The organism is Amycolatopsis sp. NPDC058986, from assembly GCF_042741125.1.
Classification (GTDB): Bacteria; Actinomycetota; Actinomycetes; order Mycobacteriales; family Pseudonocardiaceae; genus Amycolatopsis.
Genome location: NZ_JBHYJW010000052.1, coordinates 1,535 through 22,308, shown reverse-complemented (window position 1 = coordinate 22,308; position 20,774 = coordinate 1,535). Strand labels below are relative to the sequence as shown.

1 protein-coding gene (cut by a window edge) is annotated in these 20,774 nt (G+C 63.8%); it reads left to right on the top strand.

What is annotated here, in order from left to right:
* Positions 1–20,774: the 3' portion of a DnaJ domain-containing protein gene (locus tag ACFW0G_RS34385; protein WP_378329646.1), read on the top strand. Its footprint begins 7,342 nt before the window's first position; only the last 20,774 of its 28,116 coding nucleotides appear in the window; its start codon lies off the left edge, out of view; the stop codon is at positions 20,772–20,774.

Genomic DNA, 20,774 nt, shown 5'->3' with positions numbered 1-20,774 from the left:
CGCAGGCGGAGATCAAGAATTCTTATAAGAAGCTGGCCCTCGAATTGCATTCCGACAAAACCATACACCTGAAAGAGCAAGAGAGGATTGACAGGAAAAATAGGCTTACGGAAAAGGTTAATCCTGCCTATAAGCTATTGTCGGATCCGGTCGAACGGCAGAAATACGACGATAAATCCCGCCTGGAGGACATCAGGGCGGAAATGAAGGCGAAGGCGAAGGCGAAGGCGAAGGTGCCGGGCCGGGGAGGCGCGTCTTCGGCGTCGGCGGGTTCACGGTCGAGGCATCCAGACCCGGACGTTTTTTCGCAGGAAAACTTCGCGGGTGACCCTCAGGGGGAGGCCGAGTTCCTGAGGGAGACCGGTTTCGGCCCCTTCATGAACTTGAACAACCCGCGCAACAGTCAGGATGTCGAAGGGCGCGATACGAACTGCCTCCCGGTGAACGTCGGGGTGATCAACGCGTCCCGGCATCCTGAACGGGCGCAGGAGTTCCGGGCGAACCCGAGCGGAGTGGTGGATCCCAACCGTGTTCCGGAGTCGGGTTTGGGGCCATTGGTCAAGAACGAAAATGGCTATGACGATGTGATCAAGTATGTGCGTGAGCAGAAGAACGATGGCGTTCATCAGCTCGTCTACGTCTATTTTGGCGGTGACGAAGGACATTTCATTACCGTGCACAAACGTAATGGAAACATCATCTTCTTCGATGGGCAGGCGAGGTGGAACGACGGTTCGACATGGCAGGACATCCGGACGGGCCGGCTGGCCGTACTGGGTGATCCGGTCTCCGTGTGGTCGGCGCCGGTGTCCTCGGACCCGAAGATCATCTTCACGCCGATCTATTCACCGGTTGGTACCCGGTCGGTCGAGATGTCCGAGAATCTTGATCGGATCACCGACAAGGCGGACTTCGACGAAGACTTCTTCGACCTTTCCCTTGATGAACCGGTAATCGAGGGTCCGGACAAGTCAATCGACCGGCATCCGGCGGAGTCGAACGACACCTACCTCCGGGACGGTCTACATTCGGTAAAGTTGGATCCGGCGCGGGTTCGAGCATGGCTGGCCGAGCACGAGATAACCTACCCTCTCGACGGTGGCGTAGCGCAGACCATCGCGGTTTACGTCGGCATGCCGAAAGACATGGAAAACGCGCCTCCTCCTCGCGTTTACCACCTCGACGAGGCGGCGCGTTTCCGTGATGTGGTTCGCCGTCTCGCCGGTCAGCACCATCTGGCCGAGCAGCAACGGATCGTGCTTGCGATGAACGGTGTGGTCGAATCGATCCTCCGCGACTATCCGCCGGATCGGTTCAGCTACGTGGGCGTCGGCCGCAGTCCGGCGCCAGTTATTGCCGCACTCCAAGGGCGCGGTCACTATGCTCGTTCCGTTCCGCTCTCGAGTTTTCGGCCGTCCCCGCCGCGGAGTTCGATTCTGCAGTCGACCTTCAAGGCTAGGGGTGAGCCGCTGCCTACAAAAGGTCAGATCAAACTTCTTCGTGAGCATTTCGTGAAGTACTTGGGTGATCTGCCCAAAGAACGGGCAGTGCTGCTCATCGACTACGCTCAGTCCGGTCTGTCGCTGATCTCGACTCAATTCTATCTGCAGCGGCATTTGAACCACCTGGCCGATGGTTCCGGTCAGGCAGTTCATGCGCTCGCGATGTATGGGCGGAAGCAAGAAGAGGGAATTGACAGTGTCTATCAGAAAATAGTGGGAGATGAATCTCTTGACCCCCTGGAACGTGCGAACTGGAAAACTCATTTCGCACTCCTGCGCCTAAACAATCTTGAATTCGGCGACGCGTCCTCTTCCGCGTTCGGGAACGAAGGATTCGATGGGCTGGCGGAGCACGGTTCCTACAAGATTCTGGAGGAGAAGACAAGCAATCCCAAGCCGCCGGAGAGTCGCGCTCAGGACGGTTATCGGCTGCTGCAGAAGCTGGTCAGCGAAGCCGAACGAGGGATGGACCCAAGTAAGGCCGCCTATTTTGAGAAAACTGGCGCGCAGAAGAAGCCGCCCGGTATGGGTGGATCGTTGCCGGCAAATCTTGTTTCCCTTGAGCACGAAGGCCGAGTGTCGGACTCTTCGGTCGGAACGACGTGGGATCCGACCGCGCAGCTCCAAGACTGGGAGCCCGCCGCGGCGGCCAAGGATTGGGATCCCGCCAAGGCGATCGAGGGTTGGAACCCCGCGGATTCTGCGGGAACGCGGGATCCGCGGGACCGCGATGGCGGTGAAACGAAGACTTCGACTCCAGGCGAGCAAACATCGGACGTCGACCTGGCAAAGCCGGGCGACATCTCTTCCGAACAGCGCGAGAGCGGGACGACCGTCGACCCATCCGGCCAGACGATCGCGCAGGAGCGGAACACGGCCGGCCAGATCTCGACGCCGCACACCGAACCCGTGTTTGTCGCCGGTGGCGATCGGGAACCTCGCCTGTCGTCCGCGGACGCGACGATCTGGCGGCAGCGGGCGGCCGACGCGGCGAAGTCGTTGTTCGGCAAGGTGGGCCTCGGCGATGGCACGCGGAACTGGTCGCAGATCATGGCCGAGGCCCGGCAGGACGCCACGGAGCTGGGGAGGCGGCTGCGGACTTCGGATCTGGCCTCGGTCCTGCGCGAGAAGTCGGCGGCACTGGAGTCGAGCAGGTACCAGAAGAAGGCGGAGGGACTGCGGGAGCAGGCCAGGCGGCTGCGGGAACCCGAGGACGCCGCCAGGGCGGAGGAACTGGCCGACGAGGCCGTGGAGAGCGCCAAAGAACGCGACGACGAGGCCAATGAGCTGCGGGCGCAGGCTGCCGACCTGCGGGCCGACTCCGGGCAGTCGCCGGAACGGCCGGCGACCGAGGTCGGCGGCCAGGATCGCCAGGCCGAGCCCTCGCAGCCGGGGCCGGTGCGCCGCGAGCCGAACGAGGTCCGAGCGCACGAACTCGACGAGCAGGCCGACCGGCTGCGGGGACAGGCGAACGAGCTGCGGACGCGGGCCGGTGAGCTGCGGACGTGGGCGGAGACGCTGCGAGCCCGGGTACCGAGTGCGGAGCAGGGCAGGGAAGCGCGGGCGCAGGTGCTGGATCGGCAGGCCGACGACGCGCAGCGGCGTGCTGACCAGGCCCGGGAACAGATCCGGCGAGAGCGACAGCTGCGTGGGCACGAGGTCGGTGGTTCGCCTGATTCGGGGGCCGTCCAAGCCGCCGCCCAGCGCCCGGTGTTCCAGGGCGGGAAGGGCGTCCCGGCGATCCGTGCCGCCATCCTGGCCCGGTTGGATGCGGACTCGCCCTACTACCGGAAGTTCGTCGAGGTGGCGGCCTCGGACGAGAACCTGATCAAAGCATGGGAGGAGGTCGCCGACGGGCAGTTCACGATCAGCCTCGGGGAACAAGCCAACGACGGCGATCCGGAGTTCAGGATCCGGCTGTTGCGGCTGGGCCAGGGACGCAACGTCCGGTCGATACGGTTGGACCGGGAAAGCTCGAATCGCCGGTTCGACCAGCGGACGTCTTCCATCAAGAGCCTGCCGTTGCAACATGAGCCGTTCGTGATCTTCATTCCTACCGGGCATGTCTCCATCAGGCTTTGGCCCTTCGGGATTTTCAATTCGCGGCGATCCAATCTGAGTGTGGCTCGCTCGGACGTCGACGAGATCAAGGTAGTCCAGCGCGACGTCGAGCACGACGAGAAAGATCACACCGCGATCGTCGAAATCGAGTGCACCTCACCTGGTAAGTTGCCGTGGAGCGGGTCGCGCTCGTCGTTCGATCAGGTGGCCATCGAGGTGACGCTGGCCTGGCCGAAGGAAAAGCCGGCCGCGACGGAGGAGCGTCCGGTCAGCTCGACGGACCGTGAGCTCACGCTCTTCTCGAACCTCGGTGCGGTGTATGACGCGGTCTCCGCCAAGGTGGGCGGATTCGCCCCGAACGACGTCGAGACCCGCAAGAAGCTCGAGGATTGGCTCACCAGCAAAGTCGCGGTCGACGCGCTGCTCACCGGGAAGGTCGTCCGCGACACGTTCGACTTCGCGGGGAAGGGCAAGACGCCGGTCTACGTGGCCATCGCCGGTCCAGGTGCCGGAGCGCCGCTGAAGTCCCGGCCGGTCTGGGATGGCGAAGGCTCGGTACAGCACATTCAGACCGCCGGCATGGATGTCACCCACACCTCCTCGTTGGGACTACGCCGAGGCGGGGGTATCGCTGTGACGGGCGGCGACATCACCGGCGGTAACGACGGCGGCCTTGGTGGAGTACAGGTACGTTTCCACCACAACAGCGATCTGCGGAACGGCGACACCGTCCCGGTCACCGGTGGGCTGACGCATACCTATTCGGGTCCGCTGCAGGTCCGTGAAGCCGACGTCACACTGATCGTCAGTGTCGGTGAGCCGATGCCCGGCATCGCCGGAGACACCTCGCGATCTCGCGGTTCCGCGGCTCGACACGTGCCGGACAACCTGATCCGGCTGCCGAGCAAGGCAACCATGTTCCTGCGTGGCCGGTCGGATGACCCGACCCCACAAGACCTGCGGGACAAGCTCGGCCTCACCGAGGCCGCGCAGAGCGGGTTGCAGTCCCTGGTGGACCGGCATGGCGTAGTGGTCGACGTGCGGCCCGCTCCTCCGCTTGCGGCGCGCTGGATCGCCGGCGGCGAGACGATGCCTCGCCCCGCCGAGATCCCCGACAAGCTCATCGACGAGGCCGACGTGCTGCTGGGCGCGCCGGCGGACAAGATCGGCCTGGTCGGCCACTTCAAGCCCGTTCTGCCCGACGTCGGAGACCCCCGGTTGGCGGACCTGCCCGGCGGGCTCGAACGCCTGGAAAGCCGGTTCGCGGAACGGCTCACCGAGTTCCACAGGGGAATGCCCGCGGGGGATCGCTACCGCGTGACCGGCGAAGGGGTGGTCGAGGAGCGATCCGCGGACGGGAAGTACCGGCCGCTCACCGATCATTCCACCTTCGGCGTCCGATCCGCGGACGACCACCCGCTGTCCGCGGCCGAGCGGGACCGGTTCCTGTCCGCCGTGCGCGCCAGCGCGCTGGGCAGCGGGCCCGGCTCGATGCGTTCGTGGGAGGAGGGTTCCCAGCCCCGGCGGAGCCCGGACGGCCAGGACGAGCCGTCCGACGGAGTCCGGTTCCAGCCTCGGCGGAGTCCGGTGACGGCAAGCCTGCCTCACTGGGCGATCGAGAACCATACGGGGGAACCCGCTGCCGAACCTCGAGACCGGCCTGCCGAATCCGCCAGGGAAGAGGTCCCGGACCCATCGGATTCCCGTCAGAGTTCCGAAAGGCAAGAACCCGCACCGGAACAGGGCACACCGGAGGCCGACGACCCGGCGGACACCAACCGGCACCAGGCGCCGTACCGGCTGGACGCGAAGGTGATGCTCGCGGAAGCGGATATCGAGCACCTGACCGAGCTGCTGTTGCACCGGCTCAACGCGGAGGGGGTGATCGGCGGCAGGGCGGGCTCCTGGCCCAAGCGGCTGTTGCGTTATCCGGACGCGTCGGCGCTGCCCAAGCTCAAGCAGAAGATCGCCGATCACCTCAGGAAGGGGATCACCGCCAGGGAAATCCGCAACGGCGGTGACGGGATCCGGATACCGCTCGGCGGGAACTACCGCGGGGTGAAGGACCTGTTCGTGCGCTTTGTCGAGAACCGGCAGCAGGCCAGCTACCTCGGTAGCGACAAGGGCGAGCGACTTGAGCACCTGCACGACCTCGGCCGGTCCCAGGTGTCGGACGTGGAGGAGTCCCGTTACCTCACTGCCGGCATCGTCGGCGGTGGTTATGCCGATAAGCAGTCGGTATGGCCGAGTGCGGAGGTCTCCGTCAAGAGGCGGACCGGTCACAGCGACGCGCGAGAAAAGGAACGTGGCAACAAGTCCACGCTGAGCAGTAAGAACGACGTACACTATTTCAGGTATCCGGGCCGGTACCAGGTCAGTAGCGGCGGCCGTTGGGGTAAGCCCAAGCCCGCGCACGAGTGGCTGAACCTGGACACCGGCGCCGACGACAGCGGTATCCCGGGGTCCCTCCTGGTGGCCGTGCCCGGCCTCCCCACCGGGTACCGCACAACAGCGGACCGGCTGGCCGCCGAGTCGCGGATTTCGGAGGAAGCCGAGCCGGCCTGGAACAACGACGATGTGCCCAAGCCGGTGCTGCGACAGACCGATCTGCCGCCGAGCGCCGAGCTGGTGGTGTTCCGGCCGTTGCCGAACGGCATAAGCACTGCCGCGAAGATGCTCAATCTGCCCCGCCAGGCTCGCTGGAAGGCCTGGCTCAAGTTTCCGCTCATCGGTCGCGAGGCGAAGCCGATCGACAAGCACCACGACCGTGTTCTCCTGGTCGCCGACGACGGTGGATCGCACTCCGCGGGCGAGCACGACGGTGCGCTGGACGGACTGGAAGTCTTCTTCCACCCGCTTCGGCGGATGGCACTGACGACCTGGGACCACATCAAGCTTACGACGCGCAACACCGGTGGGCTTTTCGGCAACCGGGAACGGAACGCGGACGTGGAACTGTCGGTCGAGCGAGCCGATCCCCGGATCATCGACCGTATCGAGGACTACGACTTCAGCGAAGTGACCCACGGCGCCGACACCCTCGTCGACGGCCCGACCAAGGGTGTGGGCGCCACCGTCAAGCTTTCGGTAGGAGACTTCGAGCAAGCCATCCCGCCGTGGCTTCTTGCCGGGCGCATGGCCGCGATCATCGCGAAGTTCACGCAAGTGTGGGAAAAGAGGGCACAGACCGGCGGGCGGCGCGAGGAGAAACCCACTTCCCGTGAAGCCGCAATCCTGGTCAGTACCCATGTGCTCGCTGACTTGTCCATCAAGGAGAGCCGCCGATGGAACGATTCGTTCGGCGGTCAGCACGACGGCACCGTGCACGCGAAGCGGATGTGGATCCACGACCCTCGCGGAGAAGTCTGGGTGATGAAGGCCAGCGAGGCTCACCTCCTCAAAGGGCTGCCGCCCGAGGACCTGGCCAAGCTGAACCCGGAAGAGGCCGCTCGGTACCGCGAGAAGAATCCGCCCGGCCAGGAGGCCCAGGACGCCGAAACTTCGCCCGAAGACCGCCAGGAAAGCGTCGGCGGCGAGTCGTCGGGGGCCGCGGAGACCGCTGCGTTGCGACCTCCGCGGAACGTGGGTCATGGCACGGGGTCCGTGTCGTTCGCCGATACCAAGGCGCGGCGGGAATTCGGCGAAGAGGTCATGCGGCGGCTCACCGAGTGGTCCAGGCACCAAGGTGCGCGGGTCCAGGCGGAGAACGAGAACAGCCCGGTCAAGCGCGCGGCCGACTGGGCCAACCAGATAATTTACGTGCCACGTGGAGACAGCCAGGAACCGGTGTCGCTCAAGTGGTTCGACCAGATCAATGACGGCCTCTACAAGAATGTGCTGAAGCCGGACCTGACCACCAATGCGGCCGACATGCTGTTGCTTGAGGCGATCAACGGTGGTGTCTCGATCCTGCGCTTCGCCCTGACTCCCGTCGGTCGGGTCGAGCAGCTGGTGGTAATACGCGGAAAGCTGGGCGAGAGCACTTACCATGGCAGCGTCGAAAAGCGCGGTCTGAAACAGGACGTCGAGGTGAGTTGGGGCTCTTCGGGCAAAAAGGCCGTCACCGCCGTCCTGGAACTCGCCGCCGGTGGCCACGCCTATAACAAGAGCGACAGCGCGGGCAATCTCAACCTGTTCGCGGCGAAGGCCGAGATGGAGCAGAGCCGGGAGACCAGCACGGCTCAGGAGATCACCGACACCATCTCTGCCATGACCGAGCAGCGCAAGCACCTCGAGTTCGTGCAGCACGGCGAATTCACCATCTATGTGTATCCACTGTCGGCTGCCGGCACCTACACCAAGTTGGTGGGGAAAGTTTTGCCGTCGGTCGAGCCACACCAGTTCGCCGACCCATGGGAAGAGCACTTCACCCTTCCGCAGAGCATCCGAACCACTGTGGACGAGAACCTGGTCGTCCGGGAGGGCGACCGCTCGGCCCCGCCGCTCGCGAGGGGCGAAGGGTTGTGGCAGTACCCGCAGACCAGGAAGCGCACCGAATACGGTTTCGCTTTGGACGACGAGGGACGTACGGTCGCGTATGTCAACGTCCACCCCTTCGACGCGGAAAAACGGGACGAGGTACTGCGGGAGCTGTTCACGGGCCGCTTCCGGAACGAGAGCGGTTCGGCGCCCCTCATGCCGAACCGGCCTGCGATGCCACCCAGGTCGATAGATAAGGTCTTCGCCGCGACCGGACTCCACCGTGGTCCGCTGCATGTCCTCAAAGCGCTGACCAGGAACCGCGATGTAATCAAGTTTCCCAAGGGCTCCCCCCTGAAGGAAATGCGAATCGGAGTGGACTTCGCGGATATCAAGCTGATCGGTCCGGTCAAGGACGGTCCGTTGGACCGCTCCGCCACGGAGAAGCAGACCGTGTCCTCCAATCTGACCCGCCACGGCATGCTGCAGTCGGTGGAGCAGCACGACCTTCGCGGGGCACCGGTCGATGACGTGGCCCAGCGCCCGGGCGGCGGCGTCGCCGAACTCGTGCGGACGGTCGTGGACCGCACTGTCCGGCACGACAACTCCGCGTCGACCGAACGGAAGCTGGAAGGGCCCGGCGGAGAACCGGCGGAGGCCCGATACGAGGTGGAGGTCACTCCCCGCTGGTCGATCACGCCGATCTACCGGGGGAAGAAGGCTCGGTGGCTCGGGTGGAACCGGACGATTCACACCGGCCGCGACAACCCGATCACGCTCGAAGTGGACCGCAGGGGGCTGGAGGAACTCGGCCTGCGCGTGCCGGGGACGGGAACCGGCGAGGAGGCACCGAAGCTTCGCGATCCGGGTGAGCGTGGCCCGGACGACAACGCCGTCACGACGAAGGCACCGGGATCCGATTCGGCTGATTCGGGTGTGAAGAACGCCGCCCCGCCGGCACCGTCGCTGAGTGTCGACGAAACGGTGCCACCGGGTTCTCCGCGATGGGACGAACTGGTGTCGTCCGCGCGGAAACGGCTTGGCAAGCTCTCGGAGGAGGCCCACCAGGCGGTCGTCTCACGGGCGACGAACATCGTCCAGGCAGCGCGGGGCGAACTGCCGGGGTCCGGGCCGCGCCCACGGGACGGAGAGATCACGGCGCTGGTCGCGCACCGCCTGCTCGATGGCGACGAAGACGCCGCCCGCCAGCTGTCCCATCAACTGGTCACCGGGCGGGGCCTGGCCGACCCGGGCGCATCCGATGGGCCGGCGCGTCGGCAGAAGGAGTTTCAAGAGCGTTTTCCGGAGTTTTGGGGGGTTAACGGCGAGAAGTTCGCTGGGCGGGTCGAGGGGCATACCGAGAACTGCGAGCAGTCGGTGATCGCTGCCGGGCGGACGAGGCGCAACATTCTGTCCGGTGATCGGTCGGCGGGCGTTACGGTGCCGGCACGCGGCGGTAAGCCGATGACGATCGGGGAAGCGAACAACGAGCACCGCTTGGAAAACGAGCAGCGCTCGGAGGCGGTGGTGGCGACCTTCGAGGAGGTCGAGGCGCACCTGTCGAACCATATCCCGGGTGCTTTGGGTGAGGTGTACATCGAGGGCCGGGACGGCAAGGTGCACGCTGTGATGGTGGAGCGCGCGCCGGACGGTCCCGGGCGCGAGGGGACGCGGCCGGTCCAGTATCTGGATCCGCACCGAGGGATTGTTCCGGATGTGGGGCCGCACAATGTGCGTGGCTATCGGCCGTTGCCGGACCTCGGTACGACCCCGATGGCCGGCCATGAGAAGTTGCCGGTGGAACTGCTGGTCGGCGCACCTGCCACGGCTGGGCCGGTGCGTGCGAGTGAGCTGCTGGCCATCCCCGGGGTGAGCAAGGAGCACGCGTTCGGCCTGGTGCTGGACAAGGTCGCCCAGGACGTGCGCGCGGCCGCTGCGGACGGTGGTGTCGACGAGACTGTCCTCGACGAGCTGTCGATCAAACACGGGATCGACAAGCAGCAGGTGCACCGTGTAGTCGAAGCCGCGGCGATGGAGAAACTGCGGGAGGCCCGCGGTGACGCGGATGCGAAGCTGGATGTGAGTGCCGCCTACGGCATCGGCTTTGATCAGCTGTTCCGCCTGGAGCAGGCCGCGGCTGTCGCGGACCTGCGTGAGTCAGCCGATCGCGGACGACCGCACACCGACCAAGAGCTGGCCGCCCGGTACGGCCGGGACCTCAATCAGGAAAGTGATGCCGAGTGGATCAATGAAGTTGTGTTCGCGGCCATGTTGGCGGACGCGCGCGACGCGGTCAGGTACGGCGGTCAGCCCTACCCCGTCCGCGAAATGGGCAAACGGTACCGCGTGCCGCGTGAGCGGGCTCGCACGCCGATCCTGACGGAAGCGGCGCTGCGGGAAGATCCGTCGGAACCCGAAGTCTCCGCACAGCTGATTCATGTCAGCGGTTTGAGCCGGGTTGATGTCGAGGGCACGCGTATGCAACCTGCGGGGGAGGCGGAGTTGCGGGCACGGGCCGCGGTTCGTGCGGCGGTAGCCAACAAGGAAACGTTGAGTGCGGACGAGCTGGCGCGGGGATTTGATCGGCCCGTGGAGTGGGCGGAGCTTCAGATCAACGTGGTGGCGCATGGTGCGGTGATCGAGGCGATAGGGGCTCGGCGGCCCTACACCATCGAGCGGCTGGACCGGGAGTTCGGCTTGGGAACCGAGCGGGCGCGTGCCCTGATGCTGCATGCGCCCGCGCTCGAAGAGGTCGGAACGCGGGCTGCGAAAGAGGCCGCCAAGAGGAGTGCCAAGGCCGGGGACCCACTTACCGCGGAGGAACTGTCCGCCCTGTTCGGCATCAGCGTCGCAAGCGCGGAAAAGGCGATCACCCAGGCCGCGAGAAGCGATATCCTTGGACGGGCGCGCCGCAATGCGATCGCTGAGGAGGAGTTGGCGAAAAGGCACGGAAAGAGCATTGAATGGGCTGGCAAGCAGATCGATGCAAATGTGCGCGAATCAATAGTAGTTTACGCACAGAAGATGGGAAACCAAAAAAATCCGGAAACCTTTCTCGGATTCCTTAAAGATCGTTTTGGGATTACTGAGGATCGATACAAAAACGAATACAAGGCGGTTGTCGAGGTCGAGCACAGGCGGGCCGCTTGGTATGGCAAAGCGGCTGTCAAGGCTGAGTACAGGCGGGCCGCTTTGTATGAGGAAGAACCGCGAGTTGATCGTATTGGGCGGTACCTGAACACGTGGGCTGGTGTAGATAGTTCCAGGTCTGTCGCGGAAGAGGATCTGCGATGGGCTGTCGTGGAAGGGGCGCCGTTCTCTGTTGAGGACCTGGCTCGACTGCAACGGGGGGATCTGGCCGACCTGTCCGCCGAGAAGCGAAAAGAGGCGCTCCGGCAGGCGCGTCAGCAGATTGATGCTTTTGTCCATGAGGACCTGTTGGCGAGCGCTGAGAATAATAATCCTCCTCTTTCAGTGGAGCTGCTTGCCCAGCGCCACGGCATTACCCCGAGTGAAGCTTCGGACCACATAGCTGCTGCTGCTCAGGAATATGCGAGCGCGGCCTGGCGTGCCGGGGGTAATTGCAGTCCGAATGATTTGACTGCGCGCTTCTATATCAGCCTAGCTGAGGCAAGGCGATATATCCGAAAGGTGGAGGAACTCTCGACGGGTTCTGATGACGAGCCGATGTTCGATACTCAAATGGAGTTCGAACGGGATCAGATGCAGCGAGTGACCGATAAAAGCGGGATCGTTCTTTCTCGGGAGAATGTGCAGTTTGGGGAGCTTTTTCCGGAGTTGTGGGGAGTGAACGCTCCGAAGTATGTGGCTGGGGAGTCGGGGCATGAGTGGAATTGTCCGCAGTCGTTGGTGGCGGCGGTGCGGACGTTGGATCGTAATCGTTCGGGTCAGGTGGGTGATGCGATTCTTGCTGAGTCGGGTGGGCCGCAGCGGTTGGGGTGGTTGGCGGAGCAGTTGAGTGTGTCGGAGGCGGTTATGGTGGAGGCGAAGCATGATCAGGTGGTGGAGCATTTGGGTGGTGCTGGGGGTGTGGTGCCTGGGTATGAGGGTGTGGTGTGGGGTGGGGTTGTTCTTTGGGAGCAGGGTGCTCCGGTGGGGCATGTGGTGTTGGTTCGGCGGTCGGTGGATGAGGCTGGTCGTCCGAGTTTGATGCCGGCGGATGCGCATCGGGGTGTGGTTCCGAAGATCGTGCCGCGTAGTGTGCTTGGCTATTTCCCGATTCCGGGTTTTGGTTCGACGCCGATGGTCGGCAAGCCGCTGGACCCGAACCTCCCGGTCGGTGCGGGCGGGAGCAACCCACGCCGGACGTCCGGCGGCATGCGAGCCCCGCTGTCTCGTGATCGCGGGATCCTGGCGGATCGACCCGAGCTGATCGGTGCGGAAGCAGGGGGCACGACCGATCAGGTCGGCACGGAAGTGCTGGCCGAGATCCGGAACGCCGCGAAGGAGGAGCGGCCTTACACCGTGGACAAGTTGGTCGAAGAGCGTGGTCTCAGCCGGGAGACGGCGCGGAAGGCGATCCGTGCCGCAGCGCACGCCGCGGTGGAGGAGCGCGTGCGTAGCCGCGATCCTTATACTGTCCGTGGTCTCGCCGACGGATTCGGCATCAGCATCATGGAGGCCAAGCACGAGATCGAGTCCGCCGCGCTGGCTAAACTCCAGGTCCCGCGTGTCAAGCACAGTCCGGATGGTTTGGCCGTTCAGTACGGCCTGAGCCGGCGGCGGGCGTTCGAGCTTATCGGGAAGCAGGTGCGTACCGACGCCAGTCGGTTCACCATTGACGCGCTGGCCGAGCGGTTCGGTATCAGCCCTCGCGCGGTCGAGTTCCATATTCGTACCGAGAACGATCCGGACGGCTTGGCCGACGTGCGCACGGTACGAGACTGGATCCTCACCGAAAAATCGCTGAAGGCGGGAGGCATCCTCAAGCCGACCAAGGGTGGCGGTGAGATCGGGGCTCTTGACATCGAACCGGGAACTCCGCCGCGCCTTGACGTCGTGATGAGTCAAACGGGACTCCCGCGTGATCAGGCGCTCTTCGTGGTAGCGGAGAACCTGATCAACAATCGATTCGGCCGGCAAAATTCCGCGGCAGAGCTCGCCGAGAAGTTCGGAATCCGGCTGGCGGAAGCCGAGGTTCTGATCGACACCGAGGCTGAATTCGAGATTCTGAAGAGGGCGCTGGTGCGTAATCCGCCCACCCCGGAAAGCCTCGGCGCGGAGTACCGCAAGGATTCAGCGTGGGGCAGCAAGCGGATGGAGTCCGCGATTGTTCAGCAACTTCTTCGTAAAGCCGCCGTGGGTGGGAAGCACGTGGCCGAACACCTGCACGTGACCCTCTCGACCAGGAGGTTGGGGCTAAGGGACGTGCGGCGTCCGGAGCTGGTGGCGGAGGCCGTGCGGGCTGATGTGCGGGTGGGGGTTGGTCGTGGGGAGCCGTTTACGGTTGCGGAGCTTGCGGCGAAGTATGGGATGCCGGAGGCGTGGTGTGCTGATCAGATTTCGGTGGTGATGCAGGGTGTGGTGCGTGCGGGGGTGGTGGATGGTGGGCCGCGTGGTGTTGGTGTGCTTGCGGCGGAGTTCGGTGTTGATGTTGCTGTGGCTGAGGAGGCTGTGGTTGCTGTGGTGTTGGGGGAGGTGCGGGCTGCGCGTGCTCGTGAGGAGTCGGTTGATGTGGCGTCGGTTGCCCGGCGGTATGGGATCGGTCGTGAGGTGGTGGATCGGCGTATTGATGCCGTTATGCGGGCGGACGTGCGTGACGCGGCGATCCGGCGCGACCCTTACACAGTCGCCCAATTGGCCGAGAAGTATGAGGTGGACGAGTCCCGGGCTCTCGCGCAGATCGAGGCCGCCGCACTGGCGCATGTGCACGATGCGGCACGGGCAGGGGACGGCTTGACGACGGCTCAGGTGACCGAGCGGTTCGGACAGGGTGATGCGTGGTCTCTGGGTATCAAGCGTAGGGCTGCTGCCGAAGCCATCAGGGCAGTGGGGCGTACGGGTCGGCCGATCACCTACGAATACGCTCAAGACCGTTACGCGATCAACACGGATGACATTCCTTATGTGACAAAGGAAGCCATTCTGCCCCTCGTGCGCGAGGCGGCAATGCGCTCTCAGCCTTATACCAGGCAGCAGCTGTTTGACCTGTTCAAACCCTATCCGCAGCGGCGGCCGGATACCCCCGCCGAGGTGACGGCGTGGGGGCCTGGTGATGTCGAGCGGTGGTCGGCTGAAGTCATTCATGCCGCAGCGCGAATGGACGCTTGGGACGCTCTCGGGCTAGGTGAGCCCATCACGTCGGCGAAGCTGGCTGAGCGGTACGACATCGACCTGGAGGATGCCAGGGATCAGGTTGCTCGGGTTGCTCGTGAGTATTTGCGTGTGGCGCGGGGAAGTATGGAGCTTCCGTTTGAGCCGGGGCCCCACGATCCCGAGGCTCCGGCGCTTGCATTCTTCCGGGTGGGGCGGGGTGTGATTGATTCGGATACTGCGGAGGATTTGGTTGCGCGGCTTGGTATCGGTGACGGGGATGCTGAGGCGTTGGGCCGTCATGAGGTGGATGAGCCGCTGGACACTGATACGGAATCTGATCTGGACGACGAGGACTATATTACGAACCTTGCTGAGAAGTTGGTCCGTGAGGTGCGGAATGAACCGCCGGACGCTTATACGGAATTTGTTCTGGATGAGCAGGACTATAATGCGAACCTTGAGGAGGGCCGCGTAGGTTTGGCGGCGCGGTTGGCTGGGTATGCGCAGAATCCGCCGGAAAGGCTGGATCTTTTTCTTGCTCCGGAGAATGTGGAGTTTTTGGGGCGTTTTCCGGAGTTGTGGAGGGTGAATGCTCCGCGGCATGTGGCTGGGGTGGAGGGGCATAACGCGAATTGTCCGCAGTCGTTGGTGGCGGCGGTGCGGACGTTGAAGCGTAATCGTTCGGGTTACGTGTGGAGTGTGGGTGATGCGATTCCTGCTGCCTCGGGTGGGCCGCAGCCGTTGTCGTGGTTGGCGGTGGAGTTGGGTGTGACGGAGGCGGTTATGGTGGAGGCGAAGCATAATCAGGTGGTGGCGCATTTGGGTGGTGCTGGGGGTGTGGTGCCTGGGTATGAGGGTGTGGTGTGGGGTGGGGTTGTTCTTCTGGAGGAGGGTGCTTCGGTGGGGCATGTGGTGTTGGTGCGGCGGGCGGTGGATGGTGCTGGTCGTACGGTTCTGACGCCGGCGGATGTGCATAGGGGTGTGGTTCCGGAGATCGGGCCGCACAATGTGCATGGCTACATTCCGCTGGCGGATTTGGGTTCGACGCCGATGGACGGCGAGCCGCTGAACCCGGACCTCGAGGTCGGGGCACCCGGTCGCGGCTTGGTCAATCGAATGCTGGGGCGCCACCGGAATTCCGCCGAAACTTCTGCACCGGGGTCTCGGGCCGGGGCTTCCCGTGAGCAGGCACAGCCTCAGGTCGAGGCGGCTATTAAGCAGTTAGTAGCCGCTCTCATTCCTATTGTCCGTCGCGCTGCGGAGAACGACGCACCCCTCCCCCTCAACTTGCTTGCCGACGAGGGGCTGGATGGCGTGCCAGCGAATCTCAGGCGGGAGACAGCCCGGAAAGCGATCAGCGCTGCGATTGTCGCCACGGTGCGGGAGCGCGCAAGCAAGCACCCGGACCCGGACCAGCCTCCCTTCACCGCGGCCGAACTCGCCCGGGATTTCGCAGTCATGGAGGTGGTGGCCGAGTACGAGATCAAGGCCGCTGCGATGGCCGAGATCAGTACGACGGACGGTCCCCACAGCCCCGAGAAGCTGGGCAGGCGATACGGCAAAAGCCGGAGGTGGGCATCCGATCTGATCGGTGAGCAGGTGCGTGCGGATGCGCAGAGTGGTCGGTTCACCACTGCCCAGATGGCCGAGCGGTACGGCATCAGCGGCAAGACGGTCGAGTTCCATCTCCGTCCCGAAAATGCTCCGGATCACCTCGCGGCTGTACGAGCCGTGCGCAACCGGATTCTCACGCTAGGCGTTGGCAGGACCGGGGACCTGTCTTTAGGCCAAGATCCGCACCTTCGCGAGTCTTTAGGCCAAGATTCGCACCTTCACGAGGTGATGAAACGAACTGGTCTTTCGCGCGAGCGGGCACTTTTCGATGTGGGGGCGGTCCTGGTCCACGCTCTGGTGTCTGGCCGGGCTTCGCGCAGGCTCTCGGTCGACGCAATCGTCAAAGACCTGGGGATCGGCGCCGAGGAAGTCGGCGTCCTGATCGACACCGCCGCGGAGCTGACGGCCATGGACTGGCCGAAGCACGTCGATCCGATCACACCGGACGTTCTCGGCGAGATGTACGGAAAGGATTCGGATTGGGGGATCAAGCGGATCGAGACCGCGATCGTCGGTTTTATGCTTCGCGAGGGTGCCGCCGGGCGGAGGCACTTGGGGGTGCACCTCCACTCGGGGCTGGGAGGACAGTTTGGTGCGGTGCCTCCCAAGCGGGTGTCGGAGTTGGTGGCGGAGGCCGTGCGGGCTGATGTGCTGGCCGGGGTTGGTCGTGGGGAGCCGTTTACGGTTGCGGAGCTTGCGGCGAAGTATGGGATGACTGAGGCGTGGTGTGCTGATCAGCTTTCGGTGGTGATGCAGGATCTGGTGCGTGGTGGGTCGCCGCATGGTGTTGAGGGGCTTGCGGTGGAGTTTGGTGTTGATGTTGCTGTGGCTGAGGAGGCTGTGGTGGCTGTGGTGTTGGGGGAGGTGTGGGCGGCGCGTGGTCGTGGGGAGTCGGTTGATGTGGCGTCGGTGGCCCGGCGGTATGGGGTCGGTCTTGAGGTGGTGGATCGACGTATTGATGCCGTCATGCGGGCGGACGTGCGGGACGCGGCGATCCGGCGCGACCCTTACACGGTCGCCCGATTGGCCGCGAAGTATGGAGTGGACGAGTCCCGGGCTCTCGCACAGATCGAGCTGGCCGCAATCGGGTACCTGCAGGATTCCGCCAAAGACCTTTGGATGGAATACCGGATCAAAAATTGGCTGAGCAGGTCCGCTCTGGCTGACGACGAGGTGGTCGCACGATTCGGCCAGACCCTTGGCTGGGCCCGCCGTATGAAGCACAAAGCGGCCATTCTCGGAACTAGCCGGATGTACCCCGCTGAATCAATGAGCCTCTATTTCGGAATTGACACGCGCATAGCTGAGCTGTTGGAAGGTGCGCCTAGAAATAGCCTCACTACAGCACGAGTGGAGGCTTGGGATGCGCTGGAGCAGGGTGAGTGGACTTCGCCGGAAAAGCTGGCTGAGCGGTACGGCATCGACCTGGAGGATGCCAGGGATCAGGTTGCTCGGGTTGCCCGGGAGTATTTGCGTGAGATGCGGGATAGTGTGGAGCTTCCGTTTGAGCCTGGGCCCCACAATCCCGAGGTGCCGGCGACTGGATCCTTCCGGGTGGGGCGGGTTGTGCTTGATTCGGATACTGCGGAGGATTTGGTTGCGCGGCTTGGTATCGGTGACGGGGATGCTGAGGCGTTGGACACTGATACGGAATCTGTTCTGGACGACGAGGACTTTGCTGAGAAGTTGGTCCGTGATGTGCGGAATGAACCGCCGGACGCTTATACGGAATTTGTTGTTCTGGATCGGCAGGACTATAATGCGATCCTTGAGGAGGGTCGCCGCGGTTTGGCGGCGCGGTTGGCTGGGTATGCGCAGAATCCGCCGGAGAGGCTGGATCTTTTTCTTGCTCCGGAGAATGTGGAGTTTTTGGGGCGTTTTCCGGAGTTGTGGGGGGTGAATGCTCCGCGGCATGTGGCTGGGGTGGAGGGGCATAGCGCGAATTGTCCGCAGTCGTTGGTGGCGGCGGTGCGGACGTTGAAGCGTAATCGTTCGGGTTACGTGTGGAGTGTGGGTGATGCGATTCCTGCTGCCTCGGGTGGGCCGCAGCCGTTGTCGTGGTTGGCGGTGGAGTTGGGTGTGTCGGAGGCGGTTATGGTGGAGGCGAAGCATGAGCAGGTGGTGGCGCATTTGGGTGGTGCTGGGGGTGTGGTGCCTGGGTATGAGGGTGTGGTGTGGGGTGGGGTTGTTCTTCTGGAGGAGGGTGCTTCGGTGGGGCATGTGGTGTTGGTTCGGCGGTCGGTGGATGGTGCTGGTCGTCCGCGTTTGATGTCGGCGGATGTGCATGGGGGTGTGGTTCCGGAGATCGGGCCGCACAATGTGCATGGCTACATTCCGCTGGCGGATTTGGGTTCGACGCCGATGGCCGGCGTGCCGTTGGACCCGAACCTCGAGGTTGGCATGCCGCGAGGGAACGCTTCGCTTTTACGCACGGATCACAAGGGTCGGAAGATACCCATGGAACCGGGCGAGGTGCAGAGTACTGAGGGGCGTAGTACTTTTGTCCTCCGCCAGGGCGAGCGTCGCGGGACTGCCGGATTCGGACTGCACAACACCAAGAGTGGCCTGACCATGAATCTGCGAAGGGTGGTGGACGAACTGCACACTACTGGCCAAGTTCTCCGTACCGCTCCTGGGGAAACGGTCACCCATGCGGAAGCCGGCTTGGCCAACCCGGCAAGACTGGTGCCCCTGGGGTTCAACGATGTGATCGTGACGTCGCTGCACCTCGACCCGGACCGTAACGAGTTCGAGATGTGGGATCCCCGCAAAGAGAAGACGGCGTACCTCGATGCGGGCTCGGCAGCGCGGATGGTGCACGGTTCCAAGTCTTTTCGGGATGCGTATCGGAACCTCCTCGGTCGAGCGGGATCGCGGAATGATCCACCGGAGGTGCTCCTCCTCGTCTCCGGTGTCCGGATTGCTGCCGACAGCAGCTCGAAATCGGCTTCGGTCATGAGAAACTTTGCTCGGGAGCTGACCCGATTGATGCTTGAGGAGCCGATCGTGGGCCGGACGATAAAACGTGCAACGGTACACGCACCTCGGACCAAGGCGGAGATCAGCGAGGGTTTTCGTATCGGTGTTCCGGACAACAAGGGTTGGGTGACGTACGAGCGCACCCGGGAGACGCGGAGCGTCCCGGCTGGAAGCATCGGTGCGCTCTTCAACGTAAATACGAAGGTGGAGAAATACCCGTTTAGTACTTTCGACAACGTACGCACGCGGTTCAACGATGAGGAGCTACGCGATATCGCTCGGGTCGAGGACCAGTCGTCGCAGCAGTCCGAGTCGAAGGTGGAGCCCGAGGCGGGGCCGGAGCCGGTGAAGCCGCAGCAGGCCGAGGACCCTTCGGGGAAGGGTAAGGGGCCGGTTCGTCCGGAGCCGGGGCCTTCGGCGGGGTCGGGAGCGACGGGTGGTGATCGGCCTCGGGCTCCGTATGGAGGGCCGGGTTCCGGGGAGAAGTTCTCGCTGCGGCCGGAGGGCCAGGAGGCGCAGCCGCAGCCGCAGCAGCAGCAGCCGGAGGCGGAGCCGCAGCCGGCGGGGCCGGGGTGGAACATCTCGGATGCGAAGCCGGATTCGGCGAATCTTTACCAGCGCCTTGGCGTCGACCAGTCTGCCGATGCGGAACTTATCAAGCAGGCGTACCGGAAACTGGCCTTGAAGTACCACCCGGACAAGAACCCCGAAGAAAAGCGGGAGGAGGCGGCAGCAAATTTCAAGAGCGTCGGAGCAGCGTATGAGACGCTGATCGACCCAGATCGGAGGCGGGCATACGACGCCGAACTGAATTCTGCTCAAGCGCAGGGTCAGTCGGATGGTGACCAAGGGAATTTCGCCTTCCCGCAGTCCCAGGGCTGGGCGGAGTCGCAGTGGGGGTCGCCGCAGCAGTCGCAGTGGGCGCCGCCGCAGCAGTCGCAGTGGGGGCCGCCGCAAGGGGAGCCCTTCCAGAGTTCCTCGCAGTCCCAGCACTATGGGCAGGGAGACTACGGCAACGACATTCCGTCGCCGACAAGCGGTCCGCGGATCCGTGTCGAACCGCCTCCCGGGTGGGTAGCCGGGTTCGCGGGCACTCAGAAGATCTATTTCGATGCCCGGACTCCCTATCAGCAACGTATTTATGGTTGGCGTAAGGATCATGTGGGGGCATATTACGCAGCTGTCATTGGCGTCTCATTTGTGACTGGCCAGGATGGCGAGGCCATGGCGCGCGGTTTCGCGGGTCGGATTCCACAGATCGACAAGGTTGTGCGAACCATGCCGGGTGAGTCTGCCTGTGAAGCGTTCTTAAAGATGCGTCGCGGGGCTCAGGTGGAAGCGCCGTGGGCGACGGACTACCTGTTCAGGATGAATAGAGGCCGGGGCCCGTCACTCCTCGATTACCATGGTGAGCCTGATAGAGCCGCGATGACCTTGCCGCCGGGGGCGTGGAGCATGGCCACTGACGGTGGTTTACGGAAGTTGACCGATGAATACCCGGTGACGGTGGGTGGTGAAAGCTTCGCTGACGTCCAGCGCGCTTCCTGGGTTTTCCAAGAAGTTTATAACTCAAACCCGGGCGGCTCGTTTGCGCATATCGCCTGTTGGGTCGGTAGTGGTGAATTCGCCAAGGAATACTTGGCTTCAATTGGTCGCCCGAGCAGAAATTTCCAACACGGCTATCCGGAGAACGTATCCTATTTTGCGAGGAATGAACTTGGGTTTAGCACCTCGGCCGAAATGGACGATCGCGGCATCATCGGGGTCTATGGCAACGCGGGGTTCGTGGCTGGGCGCCCCCGGACCGTCGACTCCGAGGGCAGGGTGACCGAGTACCAAATAGTCGACCTTCCGTACACACGCTTCACGGATGACGAGATCCGTGGGATACGCCGGGAGGACAGGAAAAAGGGAAAACCCTGA